Origin of the sequence: Streptomyces laculatispora (genome assembly GCF_017353455.1) — a bacterium.
In the GTDB taxonomy this organism is placed as follows: Bacteria; Actinomycetota; Actinomycetes; order Streptomycetales; family Streptomycetaceae; genus Streptomyces; species Streptomyces laculatispora.
The window spans coordinates 1-18,405 of record NZ_JAFMPZ010000096.1; the positions used below are offsets into that span (position 1 = coordinate 1).

An 18,405-nucleotide genomic window follows, 5' to 3' on the forward strand; every position below is an offset into this window, starting at 1 on the left:
GGCGCCGGCGCCGGTCTCCAGGGAGACCACCGGGCACATCCAGCTGCCGCCCGGAGGGCCCGTACCGCTGCCCGCGCCGCCCGCCGAGCCCGGGACCGGCACCGCGACCCTCGCCGTGCTCCTGATCGGCCCGGCAGGCGCCGGAAAGACCACCGTGGCCAAGCTCTGGGCCAGCCGACGCCGGGTCCCCACCGCCCACGTCAGCCTCGACGACGTCCGCGAGTGGGTCTGCTCCGGTTTCGCCGACCCGCAGGCGGGGTGGAACGACCAGTCGGAGGCCCAGTACCGTCTGGCCCGCCGCACCTGCGGCTTCGCCGCCCGTAACTTCCTGGCCAACGGCATCTCCTGCATCCTCGACGACGCGGTCTTCCCGGACCGCCCCGTGGTCGGCCTCGGCGGCTGGAAGCGCCACGTCGGCCCCGGGCTGCTGCCCGTCGTCCTGCTGCCGGGCCTGGAGATCGTCCTGGAGCGCAACGCCGCCCGCCGCGGCAACCGCCGCCTCTCGGACGAGGAGGTCGCCAGGATCCACGGCCGGATGGCCGGCTGGTACGGCTCCGGGCTGCCGATCATCGACAACTCGACGTACGACGTGGAGACCACCGCCCGCGTCCTGGACGACATACTCGCCCGTTCCATAGCCAGCCCCCCGGCCTGGTAGCGCCCACCGCCCGCCGTACCGCCCCCGGTCGGGTGCGCTGACCGGGCGGGCCCGCGCCCGCGCTCGTAGGCTCGATGTATGTCAGAGGTGTACGCCGTCCGCCGCGGGCTGCTCCGCGACCGGTGCGCCGCCGTCGGATCCGCGGCCGCCCTGGTCTCCCGCCCCGCCAATGTCCGCTATCTGGCGGGGGGAGCGCCCCCGGGCGCCGTGCTGCTGCTCGGTCCCGACGAGGACGTTCTGCTCTGCCCGCGCCCACCGACCGGCGATCCGGCCGACGGACGCACCGACGAACAGCTCCGGGTGGACCTGCTGTCGGTCACCGGCGGCGATCCGGTGGTCGCCGCGGCGGATCTGGCCACCTCCTGCGGCGCCGAGTCCCTGGCCGTCGAGGAGCACGATCTGACGGTGGCCCGGCACCGGGCCATGGGCGCGGTCGCCCCCAAGCTCCGGCTGGCCGACCTCGGGGTCACCGTCGAGCAGCTGCGCATCGTCAAGGACGAGGAGGAGATCGGCTGCCTGCGGATCGCCGCCGAGATCACCGACCAGGCACTCGGCGAACTCCTCGAATCGATCCTGGTCGGCCGCACCGAACGGCACCTCGCGCTGGAACTGGAGCGCCGGCTGGTGGACCACGGCGCCGACGGCCCCGCCTTCGCCACCTCCGTCGCCACCGGTCCCAACTCCGGCCGGGGCCGTCACAGGCCCTCTGACCGAAGGGTGGAGGAAGGAGATTTCCTCTCCGTCTGCCTGGGTGCGAACTACCGCGGCTACCGGTGCGAGATCGGCCGTACCTTCGTCATCGGAACGGCTCCGGCCGACTGGCAGATCGAGCTCTACGACCTGGTTTTCGCCGCTCAGAGGGCTGGACGAGAGGCACTTGTGCCCGGCGCCGCCTACCGCGACGTGGACCGTGCGGCCCGCCACCTGCTGGATTCCGCGGGCCACGGTGAGGGGCTCCCGCCCCGGACCGGGCACGGGGTGGGGCTCGAAATCGTCGAGGACCCGCAGCTGGCACCTGCGGCCATGGGTAAACTGGACGCTTGTGTGCCGGTCACCGTCGAACCGGGGGTTCACCTCCCGGGCCGGGGCGGGGTCCGGATCGATGACACGCTCGTCGTGCGCCCCGAGGCGGACGGCGGACCCGAGCTACTCACCATTACGACCAAGGAGCTGCTCGCGCTCTAGCGCGGATCCTCGGTCGTTCCACCAGCTTCAGTCCAGGAGATTCCGCAACCGTGGCTTCCACGAACGACCTCAAGAACGGCCTGGTGCTCAAGCTCGACGGAGGCCAGCTCTGGTCCGTCGTCGAGTTCCAGCACGTCAAGCCCGGCAAGGGCCCCGCCTTCGTGCGCACCAAGCTCAAGAACGTGCTCTCCGGCAAGGTCGTCGACAAGACGTTCAACGCCGGTGTGAAGGTCGAAACGGCCACCATTGACCGACGCGACATGCAGTTCTCGTACATGGACGGCGAGTACTTCGTCTTCATGGACATGGACACCTACGACCAGCTGATGGTCGATCGCAAGTCCGTCGGCGACGCCGCCAACTTCCTGATCGAGGGCTTCACCGCCTCCGTGGCGCAGCACGAGGGCGAGGTGCTCTACGTCGAGCTGCCGGCCGCCGTCGAGCTCGTCATCCAGCACACGGACCCGGGCGTCCAGGGCGACCGTTCCACCGGTGGCACCAAGCCCGCCACGCTGGAGACCGGTTACGAGATCGGTGTCCCGCTCTTCATCACGACCGGCGAGAAGATCAAGGTCGACACCCGCTCGGGCGATTACCTCGGCCGGGTGAACAGCTAACCGTGGCTGCCCGGAATACGGCCCGCAAGCGCGCCTTCCAGATCCTCTTCGAGGCCGACCAGCGCGGTGAGTCCGTGCAGACGGTCCTCGCGGACTGGGTGCGGCACTCGCGGTCCGACACCCGTCAGCCGCCGGTCACCGAGTACACGATGGAGCTCGTCGAGGGGTACGCGCAGTACGCGGACCGGATCGACGACCTCATCATCACCTATGCGGTGGACTGGGAGATCGACCGGATGCCGGTCGTCGACCGGAACATCCTGCGGCTCGGTGCGTACGAGCTGATCTGGGTGGACGCGACCCCGGACGCGGTGGTGATCGACGAGGCGGTCCAGATCGCCAAGGAGTTCTCCACCGACGACTCCCCGTCCTTCGTGAACGGCCTGCTGGCCCGTTTCAAGGACCTCAAGCCGAACCTTCGCCGGGAGCAGTAGCTGCCGGCGGTGCTCAGCCGACGAAGGGCCCGCGGTCGAGAGACCGGGGGCCCTTCGTCGTACTCCGGCCCGCCCGCCGTGACCGGGCCCGGAAAACAGAAACGCCGGAGCGGCGGGGCATCCGGGAAAGGGCCCCGCCGCTCCGGCGGTACGTTTCTGCTGGGGTGCTCAGCCCTCGTCGTGGGCGACCGCGCGGCGCGCGTCCGCGTCCAGCACGCCCCAGCTGATCAGCTGTTCCGTGAGCACGGACGGCGACTGGTCGTAGATGACCGCGAGCGTGCGCAGGTCGTCCTGGCGGATCGACAGCACCTTGCCGTTGTAGTCACCGCGCTGGCTCTGGATCGTCGCCGCGTAGCGCTGCAGCGGTCCGGCCTTCTCCGGCGGGACGTGGGCGAGGCGCTCCAGGTCCAGGACGAGCTTCGGCGGCGGCTCGGCAGCTCCGCCGGGCGTCGTGCCGGGCAGGAGCTCCTGCACGGGGACCCCGTAGAAGTCGGCCAGCTCGGCCAGGCGCTGTACGGTCACGGCACGGTCGCCGCGCTCGTACGATCCCACCACGACGGCCTTCCAGCGGCCTTGGGACTTCTCCTCGACGCCATGGAGGGAGAGGCCCTGCTGGGTGCGGATGGCACGGAGCTTGGCCCCGAGCTGCTTTGCGTATTCGCTGGACATAAGGCTCCCGGGACGCTGGAACATTTCGCGGCTCCGCCGCGTGGCTGGTAACTCACTGTGAGGTTACGCAGCGTTACTTGGGTGCGTCAAGCTGAAAGATTCGGACCGGTACCTCCCGGGGGTGCGACCAGGGCCCTGCACAAGCCCTGGTAACGTGGATGACGCAATTTCGACGTCCTTTAAGATCCGTCCAGTGAGGCGGAGAAGGAGGTCCGTTTCTTATGGACGCACAGCACGACGCCACCGGCAATGCGGCACGCCCCGTTCTCGAGGCTCCCGACATCGCCCGAGTACTGACCCGTATCGCCCACGAGATCGTCGAACGCGCCAAGGGCGCCGACGATGTGGTGCTTCTCGGCATCCCGACCCGGGGCGTGTTCCTCGCCCGCCGGCTCGCCGACAAGCTCGAAGAGATCACCGGCCGGAAGATGCCGGTCGGCTCCCTCGACATCACCATGTACCGCGACGACCTGCGGATGCACCCGGCACGGGCCCTGGCCCGCACCGAGATCCCCGGCGAGGGCATCGAGGGCCGCCTGGTCGTCCTCGTCGACGACGTCCTCTTCTCCGGCCGTACGATCCGCGCCGCGCTCGACGCGCTCGGCGACATCGGCCGGCCCCGCGCGGTGCAGCTCGCGGTCCTCGTCGACCGCGGACACCGCGAACTGCCGATCCGCGCCGACTACGTCGGCAAGAACCTCCCCACGTCGCTGCGGGAGACGGTCAAGGTCCAGCTCGACGAGGAGGACGGCCGCGACGCCGTGCTGCTCGGTGCCGGGCGGACCGCCCCGTCGGGCGAGCAGTAGCTGCACATCCCGTACGGCTCACCTGCCGTACGGCGGCTTCCGCACGCCCGCACGCCTGAACCCTCCAGCCACCCGGAGAACACCCAGATGAAGCGCCACCTCATCTCGGCCGCCGACCTCACCCGCGACGACGCCGTCCTGATCCTCGACACCGCCGAGGAAATGGCCAGGGTCGCGGACCGGCCGATCAAGAAGCTCCCCACTCTGCGCGGCCGGACCGTCGTCAACCTCTTCTTCGAAGACTCGACACGGACCCGCATCTCCTTCGAGGCAGCCGCCAAGCGGCTGTCCGCCGATGTCATCAACTTCTCCGCCAAGGGCTCGTCCGTCTCCAAGGGGGAGTCGCTCAAGGACACCGCCCTGACCCTGGAGGCGATGGGCGCGGACGCCGTCGTCATCCGGCACGGCGCCTCCGGCGCTCCCTACCGGCTGGCCACCTCGGGCTGGATCGACGGCGCGGTCGTCAACGCCGGTGACGGCACCCACGAGCACCCCACCCAGGCCCTCCTGGACGCGTTCACCATGCGCCGCAGGCTGGTCGGGGCCGACGCCGGACTCGGCAAGGACCTCGACGGCCGCCGGATCACGATCGTCGGCGACATCCTGCACAGCCGGGTCGCCCGCTCCAACGTCCATCTGCTGACCACCCTCGGCGCCCACGTCACCCTGGTCGCTCCGCCGACCCTGGTCCCGGTCGGCGTCGAACAGTGGCCGTGCGACGTCAGCTACAGCCTCGACAAGGTGCTGCCCGCGTCGGACGCGGTGATGATGCTCCGGGTGCAGCGTGAGCGGATGAACGCCGCGTACTTCCCGACCGAGCGGGAGTACTCCCGCCGCTACGGCCTGGACGGCGAGCGGATGGCGAAGATGCCCGAGGACGCCATCGTCATGCACCCCGGCCCGATGGTCCGCGGCATGGAGATCACCGCCGAGGTCGCCGACTCCGACCGCTGCACGGTCGTCGAGCAGGTCGCCAACGGGGTCTCCATCCGGATGGCCGTGCTCTACCTGCTGCTGGGCGGCTCCGGACCCGCCGCCCCTTCCCACCCGTCGCCCGCCGCCCGTACCGAGGAGAACAAGTAACCATGAGCAAGATCCTTATCCGCGGCGCGAAGGTCCTCGGCGGCGAGCCGCAGGACGTCCTGATCGACGGCGAGACCATCGCGGCGGTCGGCACCGGCCTCGACGCCGCCGGCGCCACCGTCGTCGAGGCGGCGGGCCAGGTCCTGCTGCCCGGTCTGGTCGACCTCCACACCCACCTGCGCGAGCCCGGCCGGGAGGACTCCGAGACCGTCCTGACCGGCACCAGGGCCGCTGCGGTCGGCGGCTTCACCGCCGTGCACGCCATGGCCAACACCTTCCCGGTCGCCGACACCGCCGGTGTCGTCGAGCAGGTATGGCGGCTCGGCAGGGAGTCCGGCTACTGCGACGTGCAGCCCATCGGCGCCGTCACCGTCGGCCTGGAGGGCAAGCAGCTCGCCGAACTCGGCGCCATGCACGATTCGGCCGCCGGAGTGAAGGTCTTCTCCGACGACGGCAAGTGCGTCGACGACGCGGTGATCATGCGCCGCGCCCTGGAGTACGTGAAGGCGTTCGACGGAGTCGTCGCCCAGCACGCCCAGGAGCCCCGCCTCACCGAGGGGGCCCAGATGAACGAGGGCATCGTCTCGGCGGAGCTCGGCCTCGGCGGCTGGCCCGCGGTCGCCGAGGAGTCGATCATCGCCCGCGACGTGCTGCTCGCCGCACACGTCGGCTCCCGGGTGCACATCTGCCACCTGTCGACGGCCGGTTCCGTCGAGATCGTCCGCTGGGCCAAGTCCAAGGGCTGGAACGTCACCGCCGAGGTCACCCCGCACCACCTGCTCCTCACCGACGAGCTCGTACGGTCCTACAACCCGGTCTACAAGGTGAACCCGCCGCTGCGCACCGAGGCCGACGTCCTGGCCCTGCGCGAGGCCCTCGCCGACGGCACCATCGACTGCGTCGCCACCGACCACGCCCCGCACCCGCACGAGGACAAGGACTGCGAGTGGGCCGCGGCCGCCATGGGGATGGTGGGCCTGGAGACCGCGCTCTCCGTGGTCCAGCAGACGATGGTCGAGACCGGACTCCTCGACTGGGCCGGCGTCGCCGACCGGATGTCGCTGCGCCCGGCCGCCATCGGCCGGCTGGACGGCCACGGGCGGCCCGTCGCCGAGGGCGAGCCCGCCAACCTCACCCTGGTCGATCCGGCATACCGTGGAGCGGTGGACCCCGCGGGCTTCGCCTCCCGCAGCCGCAACACCCCGTACGAGGGGCGCGAGCTGCCGGGCCGAGTGACCCACACCTTCCTGCGGGGCCGTGCCACGGTCGTCGACGGGAAGCTCGCGTGACAACACTCAGCCCGAACTATCAGCTGTACCGACTGGCCGCCGAGCAGAAGTCGGCGGAGGTCACCGACTGGTCCGCCCGGATCAGCTGGGTGATCGGACTGGCCGTCTTCGTCGCCTTCGTCTACTGGCTGATGCGCCAGGGATGGAAGTGGCGCGGCAGCCTCCAGTCCGGACTGTCCGACCTCGCGGTCCGCCCGGACGGGTTCGCGGACGGCGGGAAACTGCTCACCCTGACCGGGCGCTACCACGCCTCGACGACGGCCGGGCAGTGGCTCGACCGGATCGTCGCCCACGGCCTCGGCACCCGCAGCCGTGTCGAGCTCACCCTCACCGAGCAGGGCCTCGACGTCGTACGGCCCGGCGCGGCGGACTTCTTCGTCCCCGCCACCGACCTGCGCGCGGCCCGGACCGACAAGGCGCTCGCGGGCAAGGTCCTCCCCGAGGGCGGTCTGCTGATCATCACCTGGGCGCTCGGCGACCAGCTGATCGACTCCGGATTCCGCTCCGACCACTCGGCCGAACACCCTGCCTGGGTCGAGGCCGTCAACCACCTCACCAGCTCTACGGAAGGCACCGCACGATGACGATCTCCAATCCGGGGCACGCCTCGAAGAGGGAGAGGGTGTCTCCCGCCGTACTCGTACTGGAGGACGGCCGCGCCTTCCGCGGCCGCGCGTACGGGGCTGTGGGGGAGACCCTCGGAGAGGCGGTGTTCTCCACCGGCATGACCGGCTACCAGGAGACGCTGACCGACCCCTCGTACCACCGCCAGGTCGTCGTGATGACCGCCCCGCACGTCGGCAACACCGGTGTGAACGACGAGGACCCCGAGTCGAAGCGGATCTGGGTCGCCGGCTACGTCGTGCGCGACCCCGCCCGGGTGCCCTCCAACTGGCGCTCGCAGCGCTCGCTCGACGAGGAGCTCACGACCCAGGGCGTAGTGGGGATCAGCGGCATCGACACCCGCGCCCTCACCCGCCACCTGCGCGAGCGCGGTGCGATGCGCGTCGGCATCTTCTCCGGCAACGCACTCGCCGACGAGGGCACGCTGCTCGCCCGGGTGCGCCAGGCCCCCGAGATGAGCGGCGCCGACCTCTCCGCCGAGGTCGCCACCAAGGAGGCCTACGTCGTCCCCGCGATCGGCACCAAGAAGTTCACCGTCGCCGCGGTGGACCTCGGCATCAAGGGCATGACCCCGCAGCGGATGGCCGAGCGCGGCATCGAGGTGCACGTCCTGCCCGCCACCGCCACACTGGAGCAGGTGTACGCGGTGAAGCCCGACGGCGTGTTCTTCTCCAACGGCCCCGGCGACCCCTCCACCGCCGACCACCCGGTCTCCGTCATGCAGGGCGTCCTGGAGCGCAAGACCCCGCTCTTCGGCATCTGCTTCGGCAACCAGATCCTGGGCCGCGCGCTCGGCTTCGGCACGTACAAGCTGAAGTACGGCCACCGCGGCATCAACCAGCCCGTGCAGGACCGTTCGACCGGCAAGGTCGAGGTCACCGCGCACAACCACGGATTCGCCGTCGACGCCCCGCTCGACAAGGTCTCCGACACCGCCTACGGGCGGGCCGAGGTCTCGCACGTCTGCCTGAACGACCAGGTCGTCGAGGGCCTCCAGCTCCTCGACCGGCCGGCCTTCAGTGTCCAGTACCACCCCGAAGCGGCCGCCGGCCCGCACGACGCCGCGTACCTCTTCGACCGCTTCGTATCCCTGATGGAGGGCCAGCGTGCCTAAGCGCTCCGATATCCAGTCCGTCCTGGTCATCGGCTCCGGTCCGATCGTCATCGGCCAGGCCGCCGAGTTCGACTACTCCGGCACCCAGGCCTGCCGCGTCCTCAAGGCCGAGGGCCTGCGGGTCATCCTGGTGAACTCCAACCCGGCGACGATCATGACCGACCCGGAGATCGCCGACGCCACCTACGTCGAGCCGATCACCCCCGAGTTCGTCGAGAAGATCATCGCCAAGGAGCGCCCCGACGCGCTGCTTCCCACCCTGGGCGGCCAGACCGCGCTGAACACCGCGATCTCCATGCACGAGAACGGTGTCCTGGACAAGTACGGCGTCGAGCTCATCGGCGCCAATGTCGAGGCCATCAACAAGGGCGAGGACCGCGAACTCTTCAAGGGTGTCGTCGAGGCCGTCAAGGCGAAGATCGGCTACGGCGAGTCCGCCCGCTCCGTCATCTGCCATTCCATGGACGACATCATCAAGGGCGTCGACACGCTCGGGGGCTACCCGGTCGTCGTCCGGCCCTCCTTCACGATGGGCGGCGCCGGTTCCGGCTTCGCCCACGACGAGGAGGAGCTGCGCCGCATCGCCGGACAGGGCCTCACGCTCTCCCCGACCACCGAGGTGCTCCTGGAGGAGTCCATCCTCGGCTGGAAGGAGTACGAGCTGGAGCTGATGCGCGACCGGAACGACAACGTCGTGGTCGTCTGCTCCATCGAGAACTTCGACCCGATGGGCGTCCACACGGGCGACTCGATCACCGTCGCCCCGGCGATGACGCTCACCGACCGCGAGTACCAGCGGCTGCGCGACATCGGCATCGCGATCATCCGCGAGGTCGGCGTCGACACCGGCGGCTGCAACATCCAGTTCGCCATCGACCCGGTCGACGGCCGGGTCATCGTGATCGAGATGAACCCGCGCGTCTCCCGCTCGTCGGCGCTGGCGTCCAAGGCCACCGGCTTCCCGATCGCCAAGATCGCCGCCAAGCTGGCCGTCGGCTACACGCTCGACGAGATCCCCAACGACATCACCGAGAAGACCCCGGCCTCCTTCGAGCCGACCCTCGACTACGTCGTGGTCAAGGCCCCGCGTTTCGCCTTCGAGAAGTTCCCCTCCGCCGACTCCACCCTCACCACCACCATGAAGTCGGTGGGCGAGGCCATGGCGATCGGCCGGAACTTCACCGAGGCGCTGCAGAAGGCGCTGCGCTCCCTGGAGCGCAAGGGCTCGCAGTTCGCCTTCACCGGCGAGCCCGGTGACAAGGCGGAGCTGCTGGCCGAGGCGGTCCGCCCGACCGACGGCCGGATCAACACCGTCATGCAGGCGATCCGGGCCGGCGCCACCCAGGAGGAGGTCTTCGACGCCACGAAGATCGACCCCTGGTTCGTCGACCAGCTCTTCCTGATCAAGGAGATCGCCGACGAGCTGTCCGCCGCCGACAAGCTTGTCCCCGAGCTGCTGGCCGACGCCAAGCGGCACGGCTTCTCGGACGTTCAGATCGCCGAGATCCGCGGCCTGCGCGAGGATGTCGTCCGCGAGGTGCGGCACGCGCTCGGTATCCGCCCGGTCTACAAGACGGTCGACACCTGCGCCGCCGAGTTCGCCGCGAAGACGCCGTACTTCTACTCCTCCTACGACGAGGAGAGCGAGGTCGCGCCCCGCACCAAGCCCGCGGTGATCATCCTCGGCTCCGGCCCCAACCGCATCGGCCAGGGCATCGAGTTCGACTACTCCTGCGTCCACGCCTCCTTCGCGCTGAGCGACGCGGGCTACGAGACCGTGATGGTCAACTGCAACCCGGAGACCGTCTCCACGGACTACGACACCTCCGACCGCCTGTACTTCGAGCCGCTGACGCTCGAGGACGTGCTGGAGATCGTGCACGCGGAGTCCCTCGCGGGCCCGATCGCGGGTGTCATCGTGCAGCTCGGCGGCCAGACCCCGCTCGGCCTGGCCCAGGCGCTCAAGGACAACGGCGTGCCCGTCGTCGGCACCCCGCCGGAGGCGATCCACGCCGCCGAGGACCGCGGCGCCTTCGGCCAGGTCCTGGCCGAGGCCGGTCTGCCCGCCCCCAAGCACGGCACCGCCACCACCTTCGCCGGGGCCAAGGCCATCGCCGACGAGATCGGCTACCCCGTCCTCGTACGCCCGTCGTACGTGCTCGGCGGCCGCGGCATGGAGATCGTGTACGACGAGACCCGGCTCGCCTCGTACATCTCCGAGTCCACCGAGATCAGCCCCACCCGGCCGGTCCTGGTCGACCGCTTCCTCGACGACGCCATCGAGATCGACGTCGACGCGCTCTACGACGGCACCGAGCTCTACCTCGGCGGCGTCATGGAGCACATCGAGGAGGCCGGTATCCACTCCGGGGACTCCGCCTGCGCACTGCCCCCGATCACCCTCGGCGGCTACGACATCAAGCGGCTGCGCGCCTCGACCGAGGGCATCGCCAAGGGCGTCGGCGTACGCGGACTGATCAACATCCAGTTCGCGCTCTCCGGGGACATCCTCTACGTCCTGGAGGCCAACCCGCGGGCTTCGCGCACCGTGCCCTTCACCTCGAAGGCCACCGCGGTCCCGCTCGCCAAGGCCGCCGCCCGGATCTCGCTGGGCGCGACCGTCGCGCAGCTGCGTGAGGAGGGCCTGCTGCCCAAGCACGGCGACGGCGGCACGCTGCCGCTGGACGCGCCGATCTCCGTCAAGGAGGCCGTCATGCCGTGGTCGCGCTTCCGCGACATCCACGGCCGCGGCGTCGACACGGTCCTCGGCCCGGAGATGCGCTCCACCGGCGAGGTCATGGGCATCGACTCGGTCTTCGGCACGGCGTACGCCAAGTCGCAGGCCGGCGCGTACGGCCCGCTGCCCACCACCGGCCGCGCCTTCATCTCGGTCGCCAACCGGGACAAGCGCTCGATGATCTTCCCGGCCCGTGAGCTGGTCGCCCACGGCTTCGAGCTGATGGCCACCTCCGGCACCGCCGAGGTGCTCAAGCGCAACGGCATCAACGCCACGGTCGTGCGCAAGCAGTCCGAGGGCGAGGGCCCGAACGGTGAGAAGACCATCGTCCAGCTGATCCACGACGGCGAGGTCGACCTCATCGTCAACACGCCGTACGGAACCGGCGGCCGGCTCGACGGCTACGAGATCCGTACCGCGGCCGTCGCCCGGTCCGTACCGTGCCTGACCACGGTCCAGGCGCTCGCCGCGGCGGTCCAGGGCATCGACGCCCTCAACCACGGCGACGTGGGCGTCCGTTCCCTCCAGGAACACGCGGAACGTCTGACCGCGGCCCGCGACTGAAGGCCTCTCGTCCGGATCGGGCCAGACCCCAGCCCGGCCTGATCCGGACGAAAGGCCCACAGCCCAGCAGGGGGACACCGGGAACGGTGTCCCCCTCTTCGCGAGAACACCGAGGACACCCCCGATGTACAAACTCTTCTTCCAGCTGGTCTTCAAGCGCATGGACCCGGAGCAGGCCCACCACGCCGCGTTCCGGTGGATCCGCCTCGCCGCCCGCGTCCCCGTCCTGCGCACCTTCGTCGCCGCCGCGCTCGCCCCCCGCCACCGGGAACTGCGCACCGAGGCGCTCGGCCTGCGGATGCACGGGCCCTTCGGCCTCGCCGCCGGCTTCGACAAGAACGCCGTCGCGATCGACGGCATGTCGATGCTCGGCTTCGACCACATCGAGATCGGTACGGTCACCGGCGAAGCGCAGCCCGGAAACCCCAGGAAGCGGCTGTTCCGCCTCGTCGCGGACCGCGCGCTGATCAACCGCATGGGCTTCAACAACGAGGGCTCGGCCGCCGTCGCCGAGCGCCTGGCCGCCCGCGTGCCGGTCTTCCGGACCACGGTCGGCGTCAACATCGGCAAGACCAAGGCCGTCCCCGAGGCCGAGGCCGCAGCCGACTACGTGAAGTCCACCGAGCGGCTCGCCGCCCACGCCGACTACCTCGTCGTCAACGTCTCCTCGCCGAACACGCCGGGCCTGCGCAACCTCCAGGCCACCGAGTCGCTGCGCCCGCTGCTGTCCGCGGTGCGCGAGGCCGCCGACCGGACCGTCACCGGCCGCCGGGTCCCGCTGCTCGTCAAGATCGCCCCCGACCTCGCGGACGAGGACATCGACGCGGTCGCCGACCTCGCGGTCGAACTGGGTCTGGACGGCATCATCGCCACCAACACCACCATCGCCCGCGACAGCCTGGGCCTGAAGTCCTCGCCGTCACTGACCGGGGAGACCGGCGGGCTGTCCGGCGCACCCCTCAAGGAACGCTCCCTGGAGGTCGTGAGCCGCCTCTACGCGCGCGTGGGCGACCGGATCACCCTGGTGGGCGTCGGAGGCATCGAGAACGCCGAGGACGCCTGGCAGCGCATCCTCGCCGGCGCCACGCTCGTCCAGGGCTACAGCGCCTTCATCTACGAGGGCCCGTTCTACGCGCGGGCGATCCACAAGGGCCTGGCGGCGCGCCTGGCCGCCTCCCCGTACGCCACCCTCGCCGACGCCGTCGGCGCGGAGACCAGGAAGGCCGCCCAATGACCCAGGAACCCTTCGGCGCACGTCTGCGCCGGGCCATGGACACCCGTGGCCCGCTCTGCGTCGGCATCGACCCGCACGCCTCCCTACTGACCTCCTGGGGGCTGAACGACGACGTGGCGGGCCTGGAGCGCTTCACCCGTACGGTCGTGGAGGCGCTGGCCGGCCGGGTCGCCGTGCTCAAACCGCAGTCGGCGTTCTTCGAGCGCTTCGGCTCGCGCGGCATCGCCGTCCTGGAGAAGGCCGTCGAGGAGGCCCGCGCGGCCGGCGCACTGGTCCTGATGGACGCCAAACGCGGCGACATCGGCTCCACCATGGGTGCCTACGCCGCCACCTACCTGGACAAGGACTCGCCGCTGTTCTCCGACGCGGTCACCGTCTCGCCGTACCTCGGCTTCGGCTCGCTGCGGCCGGCGCTCGACGCGGCCGAGATCTCCGGCTCGGGCGTCTTCGTGCTGGCCCTCACCTCCAACCCGGAGGGCGCCGAGGTGCAGCGCGCCACCGCGGCCGACGGCCGCCCGCTGGCGCAGCTGATGCTCGACCACATGGCGGCCGAGAACGAGGGGGCCACCCCGCTCGGCTCGGTCGGCGCGGTGGTCGGGGCCACGCTGGGCGACGCGGGCGTGGACCTCGCGATCAACGGACCGCTGCTCGCGCCCGGCATCGGCGCCCAGGGCGCGACCCCCGCGGATCTGCCGGGGGTCTTCGGTGACGCGGTGCGCGATGTGCTGCCCAGCGTGAGCCGGGGCGTGCTGCGCCACGGTCCGGACGCGGCAGGGCTGCGCGAAGCCGCCGAGCGGTTCGCGGACGAGGTCCGCGCGGCCGTCTCGGACGGCTGACCATCCCACGTAACAGCGTGTTGACGTAATCCTGACCAAAAAACTCGGTTGTTATGCCAGGAATGTCCTGGTCGGCAAAGGCTGACCAGGACTTTTCGTCTGTTCTCGCTGACTCCGGCGGCCCTGGCCGCTAGTCTCCGTCGAGAGCCAACGCGCACAGGTTGTTCGTTGCTCACCAGGTGAGGGACGATCCAGTTGCCTCACCGGTCCGTATCCGACAGATCGACATCCGAGGTGACGTAGGCGTGGCTCTTCCGCCCCTTACCCCTGAACAGCGCGCAGCCGCGCTCGAAAAGGCCGCCGCGGCTCGCCGGGAGCGGGCCGAGGTCAAGAATCGACTCAAGCACTCCGGCGCCTCCCTCCACGAGGTCATCAAGTCGGGCCAGGAGAACGACGTCATCGGGAAGATGAAGGTCTCCGCCCTGCTCGAGTCCCTGCCCGGCGTGGGCAAGGTCCGCGCCAAGCAGATCATGGAGCGGCTCGGCATCTCCGAGAGCCGCCGGGTCCGGGGTCTTGGCTCCAACCAGATCGCATCCCTGGAGCGTGAGTTCGGCGGCAGCGCCGCCTGACGTTCTCAGGCACTCCTGAGAACCTGGATAATCGCTCCATGGCTGCAACATCCCGGGGGACGTCCCCCGTACCCCCGGACGTACGTCCGCGGCTGACCGTGCTCTCCGGCCCCTCGGGGGTCGGCAAGAGCACGGTCGTCGCGCATATGCGCAAGGTCCACCCCGAGGTATGGCTCTCGGTGTCGGCGACGACCCGCAAGCCCCGACCCGGCGAACGCAACGGTGTTCACTACTTCTTCGTTGACAACGAGGAGTTCGACAAGCTGATCGCCAACGGCGAGCTGCTGGAGTGGGCCGAGTTCGCCGGCAACCGCTACGGCACGCCGCGCCGCGCCGTGCAGGAGCGGCTGGAGGCGGGTGAGCCGGTGCTGCTGGAGATCGATCTCCAGGGCGCCCGGCTGGTCAGGCAGTCGATGGCCGACGCGCAACTGGTCTTCCTGGCGCCGCCGAGCTGGGACGAGCTGGTCCGCCGGCTCACCGGCCGCGGCACCGAGGCGCCCGACGTGATCGAGCGTCGTCTCGGCGCGGCCAAGATCGAACTGGCTGCCGAATCCGAGTTCGATACGACGCTTGTCAATACCTCCGTCGAGGATGTGGCACGTGAGCTGCTAGCCTTGATGCTGGAGGCTTCCGGCCACCGTGCCGACAGCGACTGAACACACTGGACGCACCGACACGGGACCGCATCACACAGCCCCTGACTGTCAAAGATTTCTTTGATCTTCACCCCCTTCGGAAGGCAGAGAGTGTCCTCTTCCATCACCACGCCCGAGGGCATCATCAACCCGCCGATTGATGAGCTCCTCGAAGCAACCGACTCGAAGTACAGCCTCGTGATCTACGCCGCCAAGCGCGCGCGCCAGATCAACGCGTACTACTCGCAGCTCGGTGAGGGACTCCTCGAGTACGTCGGCCCGCTCGTCGACACCCACGTGCACGAGAAGCCGCTCTCGATCGCACTCCGCGAGATCAACGCGGGCCTGCTCACCTCCGAGGCCATCGAGGGCCCCGCGCAGTAAGCAGGAAGCGCACCTTCACCACAGGCCCGGCGGTCACCACCGCCGGGCCTGTGGTGTGTCCGGGGCGGCAGACCGGCGTCCGCGACGGTGAGGCAGCATGGGTGCGTACGTATCCGAGTACGTACCCGAGTGCGGGGAGACGCAGTGGAGAAGCCGAAGGTCGTTCTGGGCGTCAGCGGGGGCATCGCCGCGTACAAGGCGTGCGAGCTGCTGCGGCGGCTGACCGAGTCCGGCCACGACGTACGGGTCGTGCCGACCGAGTCGTCGCTCCACTTCGTGGGCGCGGCCACCTGGTCGGCGCTCTCCGGCCACCCGGTGTCGACCGAGGTCTGGAACGACGTCCACGAGGTCCCGCACGTACGGATCGGGCAGCACGCCGACCTCGTCGTCATCGCTCCCGCCACCGCCGACCTGCTGGCCAGGGCCGCTCACGGGCTGGCCGACGACCTGCTCACCAACACGCTGCTCACCGCGCGCTGTCCGGTCGTTTTTGCGCCCGCCATGCACACCGAGATGTGGGAGCACCCGGCCACCCAGGAGAACGTCGCCACCCTGCGCCGCCGGGGCGCCGTCGTCATCGAGCCCGCCGTCGGCCGGCTCACCGGTGTCGACACCGGCAAGGGCAGGCTGCCCGACCCGGCGGAGATCTTCGAGGTCTGCCGCCGGGTGCTGGCCCGCGGCGTCGTCGCCCCCGACCTGGTGGGCCGCCATGTGGTGATCAGCGCGGGCGGCACCCGGGAACCGCTCGACCCGGTCCGGTACCTCGGCAACCGCTCCTCCGGGAAGCAGGGGTACGCGCTCGCCCGCACCGCGGTCGCCCGCGGTGCGCGGGTCACGCTCATCGAGGCCAACACCGGCCTGCCCGACCCGGCCGGGGCCGACGTCGTCCGGGCCGGCACCGCGATGCAGCTGCGCGAGGCCGTGCTGAAGGCGGCGGCGGACGCGGACGTCGTGGTGATGGCGGCGGCGGTGGCCGACTTCCGCCCGGCCGAGTACGCCACGGGGAAGATCAAGAAGAAGGACGGCCAGGAGCCCGCGCCGATCGCGCTCGTCCGCAACCCGGACATCCTCGCCGAGGTCGCCGCGCGGCGCGCCCGCCCGGAACAGGTCGTCGTCGGATTCGCCGCCGAGACCGACGACGTCCTGGCCAACGGACGCGAGAAGCTCCGCCGCAAGGGCTGCGACCTCCTGGTGGTCAACGAGGTGGGGGAGCGCAGGACCTTCGGCTCGGAGGAGAACGAAGCGGTGGTGCTCGCGGCCGGCGGCGGTGAGACCCCGGTGCCGTTCGGGCCCAAGGAGGCGCTCGCCGACACGGTCTGGGATCTCGTGTCGCCGCGTCTTGGATGAATTTCCCGTGTCCTGGCACCGGCGGGCCCGATCCCTTGGGAAACGGGGCTTTGGCGGGGCCTTGTGAGGCCGCCGGAGGGTATCCGGCCGGCCGTGCCTCATGTCACAGAACTCCCAAAGGGCGAGACACGTTGTCCGGCAGCCGGAGCCGACCGATAAACTGATGCCGGACCTTACCGGGCGCAGCTCCCGGGCCGTCCGCCAAATGATCAGCCAGCAGCCGCTGCAACCCCAGGGAGCGATGTGTCCCGCCGTCTCTTCACCTCGGAGTCCGTTACCGAGGGTCACCCCGACAAGATCGCTGACCAGATCAGCGACACCATTCTCGATGCACTCCTCTCCGAGGACCCGACGTCGCGTGTCGCCGTCGAGACCTTGATCACCACAGGTCAGGTGCATGTTGCGGGTGAGGTCACGACCAAGGCCTACGCCCCGATCGCGCAGCTGGTGCGCGACAAGATCCTGGAGATCGGCTACGACTCCTCCAAGAAGGGCTTCGACGGCGCCTCCTGTGGCGTCTCGGTGTCCATCGGCGCGCAGTCGCCCGACATCGCGCAGGGCGTCGACACCGCGTACGAGAAGCGCGTCGAGGGCGACGAGGACGAACTCGACAAGCAGGGCGCCGGCGACCAGGGCCTGATGTTCGGGTACGCCTGCGACGAGACGCCCGAGCTGATGCCGCTGCCGATCCACCTCGCGCACCGGCTGTCCCGCCGCCTCTCCGAGGTCCGCAAGAACGGGACCATCCCGTACCTGCGTCCCGACGGCAAGACCCAGGTCACCATCGAGTACGACGGTGACAAGGCCGTCCGTCTCGACACGGTCGTCGTCTCCTCGCAGCACGCCAGCGACATCGACCTCGACTCGCTCCTCGCGCCCGACATCCGCGAGTTCGTCGTGGAGCACGTGCTCGCGCAGCTGATCGAGGACGGCATCAAGCTGGACACCGAGGGCTACCGCCTGCTGGTCAACCCGACCGGACGTTTCGAGATCGGCGGCCCGATGGGCGACGCCGGTCTGACCGGCCGCAAGATCATCATCGACACCTACGGCGGCATGGCCCGCCACGGCGGCGGCGCCTTCTCCGGCAAGGACCCGTCGAAGGTGGACCGCTCGGCCGCGTACGCGATGCGCTGGGTCGCCAAGAACGTCGTCGCCGCGGGCCTCGCGGCCCGTTGCGAGGTGCAGGTCGCCTACGCGATCGGCAAGGCCGAGCCGGTGGGCCTCTTCGTCGAGACCTTCGGCACCGCCGCGATCGAGACCGAGAAGATCGAGCACGCCATCGGCGAGGTCTTCGACCTCCGCCCGGCCGCGATCATCCGCGACCTCGACCTGCTCCGCCCGATCTACGCCCAGACCGCCGCGTACGGCCACTTCGGCCGCGAGCTGCCCGACTTCACGTGGGAGCGCACGGACCGGGTGGACGCACTGCGCAGCGCCGCGGGCCTGTAGGCCCACCGGCCGCCCCTTTTCGTCGGAGCCCGGACGCCGTCATCGGCGTCCGGGCTCCGACGTTCCGTCCGCCCGGTCCCGGGCGGCGGCCGCGAACCACGGGCGCGCTGTCGGACGCGGGAGCCCTGCGGTGGCGTTCTCCCGCGCCCGATCCCGGGAGGCCCACAT

18 protein-coding genes are annotated in these 18,405 nt (G+C 70.3%); 17 read left to right on the forward strand and 1 reads right to left on the reverse strand.

All coding sequences use genetic code 11. The features are described 5' to 3' along the window. From J1C73_RS05530 to nusB, 4 genes are all read left to right on the forward strand, one after another. A partial coding sequence (locus tag J1C73_RS05530; protein WP_207315352.1) for an AAA family ATPase occupies positions 1-658 on the forward strand: 658 nt, incomplete at its 5' end. 78 nt (positions 659-736) lie between these two features. Then, positions 737-1,843 (forward strand): aminopeptidase P family protein, encoded by a 1,107-nt coding sequence (locus J1C73_RS05535; protein ID WP_123468364.1) that lies wholly within the window; start codon positions 737-739, stop codon positions 1,841-1,843. A gap of 50 nt (positions 1,844-1,893) precedes the next feature. Beyond that, positions 1,894-2,460, forward strand: a complete 567-nt coding sequence (gene efp, locus J1C73_RS05540; RefSeq protein ID WP_024490947.1) for an elongation factor P — start codon at positions 1,894-1,896, stop codon at positions 2,458-2,460. Between the two features lie 2 nt (positions 2,461-2,462). After that, positions 2,463-2,894 (forward strand): transcription antitermination factor NusB, encoded by a 432-nt coding sequence (nusB, locus tag J1C73_RS05545; RefSeq protein ID WP_207315353.1) that lies wholly within the window; start codon positions 2,463-2,465, stop codon positions 2,892-2,894. 168 nt (positions 2,895-3,062) lie between these two features. Here the strand turns inward: nusB and bldD are convergent, their stop codons facing one another. Further along, a complete protein-coding gene (gene bldD / locus J1C73_RS05550; protein ID WP_014157378.1) occupies positions 3,063-3,563 on the reverse strand; it encodes a transcriptional regulator BldD in 501 nt (166 codons plus the stop codon). Positions 3,564-3,784: 221 nt separating this feature from the next. Between bldD and pyrR the strand changes: the two genes are divergently transcribed. The 13 genes from pyrR to metK all read left to right on the forward strand — a co-directional run bounded on the left by pyrR (position 3,785) and on the right by metK (position 18,237). After that, complete coding sequence (gene pyrR / locus J1C73_RS05555) at positions 3,785-4,369, forward strand: bifunctional pyr operon transcriptional regulator/uracil phosphoribosyltransferase PyrR (RefSeq protein WP_207315354.1); 585 nt, start codon at positions 3,785-3,787, stop codon at positions 4,367-4,369. Positions 4,370-4,456: 87 nt separating this feature from the next. Next, positions 4,457-5,452 carry an aspartate carbamoyltransferase catalytic subunit gene (locus tag J1C73_RS05560; protein WP_123468360.1) on the forward strand — a complete coding sequence of 332 codons (996 nt, stop codon included), beginning with the start codon at positions 4,457-4,459 and terminating at the stop codon, positions 5,450-5,452. A 2-nt stretch (positions 5,453-5,454) separates the two neighbouring features. Further along, the gene (locus J1C73_RS05565; RefSeq protein ID WP_123468358.1) at positions 5,455-6,741 is read left to right on the forward strand and encodes a dihydroorotase; all 1,287 of its coding nucleotides are present in this window, start codon (positions 5,455-5,457) and stop codon (positions 6,739-6,741) included. Further along, positions 6,738-7,325, forward strand: a complete 588-nt coding sequence (locus J1C73_RS05570) for a PH-like domain-containing protein (protein ID WP_207315355.1) — start codon at positions 6,738-6,740, stop codon at positions 7,323-7,325. The genes J1C73_RS05565 and J1C73_RS05570 overlap by 4 nt, the downstream gene beginning before the upstream one ends. Next, entirely contained in the window at positions 7,322-8,479 is a 1,158-nt protein-coding gene (carA, locus tag J1C73_RS05575) for a glutamine-hydrolyzing carbamoyl-phosphate synthase small subunit (protein WP_123468354.1), read from the forward strand. Before J1C73_RS05570 ends, carA begins: the two co-directional genes overlap by 4 nt. After that, positions 8,472-11,780: a carbamoyl-phosphate synthase large subunit gene (carB, locus tag J1C73_RS05580; RefSeq protein WP_207315356.1), complete on the forward strand. Its 3,309-nt coding sequence runs from the start codon at positions 8,472-8,474 to the stop codon at positions 11,778-11,780. The genes carA and carB overlap by 8 nt, the downstream gene beginning before the upstream one ends. Before the next feature lie 124 nt (positions 11,781-11,904). Beyond that, positions 11,905-13,014: a quinone-dependent dihydroorotate dehydrogenase gene (locus J1C73_RS05585; protein WP_207315357.1), complete on the forward strand. Its 1,110-nt coding sequence runs from the start codon at positions 11,905-11,907 to the stop codon at positions 13,012-13,014. Continuing rightward, positions 13,011-13,850, forward strand: coding sequence for an orotidine-5'-phosphate decarboxylase (gene pyrF, locus J1C73_RS05590; protein ID WP_207315358.1), 840 nt, complete (start codon positions 13,011-13,013; stop codon positions 13,848-13,850). The genes J1C73_RS05585 and pyrF overlap by 4 nt, the downstream gene beginning before the upstream one ends. A 245-nt stretch (positions 13,851-14,095) precedes the next feature. Next, positions 14,096-14,419, forward strand: coding sequence for an integration host factor (locus J1C73_RS05595; RefSeq protein ID WP_018524251.1), 324 nt, complete (start codon positions 14,096-14,098; stop codon positions 14,417-14,419). 38 nt (positions 14,420-14,457) lie between these two features. Further along, positions 14,458-15,075: a guanylate kinase gene (gene gmk, locus J1C73_RS05600; protein ID WP_123468346.1), complete on the forward strand. Its 618-nt coding sequence runs from the start codon at positions 14,458-14,460 to the stop codon at positions 15,073-15,075. 90 nt (positions 15,076-15,165) lie between these two features. Beyond that, positions 15,166-15,438: a DNA-directed RNA polymerase subunit omega gene (rpoZ, locus tag J1C73_RS05605; RefSeq protein WP_003970369.1), complete on the forward strand. Its 273-nt coding sequence runs from the start codon at positions 15,166-15,168 to the stop codon at positions 15,436-15,438. 144 nt (positions 15,439-15,582) lie between these two features. Then, positions 15,583-16,785: a bifunctional phosphopantothenoylcysteine decarboxylase/phosphopantothenate--cysteine ligase CoaBC gene (gene coaBC, locus J1C73_RS05610; RefSeq protein ID WP_207315359.1), complete on the forward strand. Its 1,203-nt coding sequence runs from the start codon at positions 15,583-15,585 to the stop codon at positions 16,783-16,785. Positions 16,786-17,028: 243 nt separating this feature from the next. Beyond that, positions 17,029-18,237: a methionine adenosyltransferase gene (metK, locus tag J1C73_RS05615; protein WP_123468342.1), complete on the forward strand. Its 1,209-nt coding sequence runs from the start codon at positions 17,029-17,031 to the stop codon at positions 18,235-18,237. The last annotated feature ends 168 nt before the right edge of the window (positions 18,238-18,405 follow it).

Excerpts from the sequence above, each read along its gene's own strand:
- J1C73_RS05535 (WP_123468364.1), top strand. The coding sequence starts at position 737 with ATGTCAGAGGTGTACGCCGTCCGCCGCGGGCTGCTCCGCGACCGGTGC.
- bldD (WP_014157378.1), bottom strand. The coding sequence starts at position 3,563 with ATGTCCAGCGAATACGCAAAGCAGCTCGGGGCCAAGCTCCGTGCCATC.
- pyrR (WP_207315354.1), top strand. The coding sequence starts at position 3,785 with ATGGACGCACAGCACGACGCCACCGGCAATGCGGCACGCCCCGTTCTC.
- J1C73_RS05560 (WP_123468360.1), top strand. The coding sequence starts at position 4,457 with ATGAAGCGCCACCTCATCTCGGCCGCCGACCTCACCCGCGACGACGCC.
- J1C73_RS05565 (WP_123468358.1), top strand. The coding sequence starts at position 5,455 with ATGAGCAAGATCCTTATCCGCGGCGCGAAGGTCCTCGGCGGCGAGCCG.
- carA (WP_123468354.1), top strand. The coding sequence starts at position 7,322 with ATGACGATCTCCAATCCGGGGCACGCCTCGAAGAGGGAGAGGGTGTCT.
- J1C73_RS05585 (WP_207315357.1), top strand. The coding sequence starts at position 11,905 with ATGTACAAACTCTTCTTCCAGCTGGTCTTCAAGCGCATGGACCCGGAG.
- pyrF (WP_207315358.1), top strand. The coding sequence starts at position 13,011 with ATGACCCAGGAACCCTTCGGCGCACGTCTGCGCCGGGCCATGGACACC.
- gmk (WP_123468346.1), top strand. The coding sequence starts at position 14,458 with ATGGCTGCAACATCCCGGGGGACGTCCCCCGTACCCCCGGACGTACGT.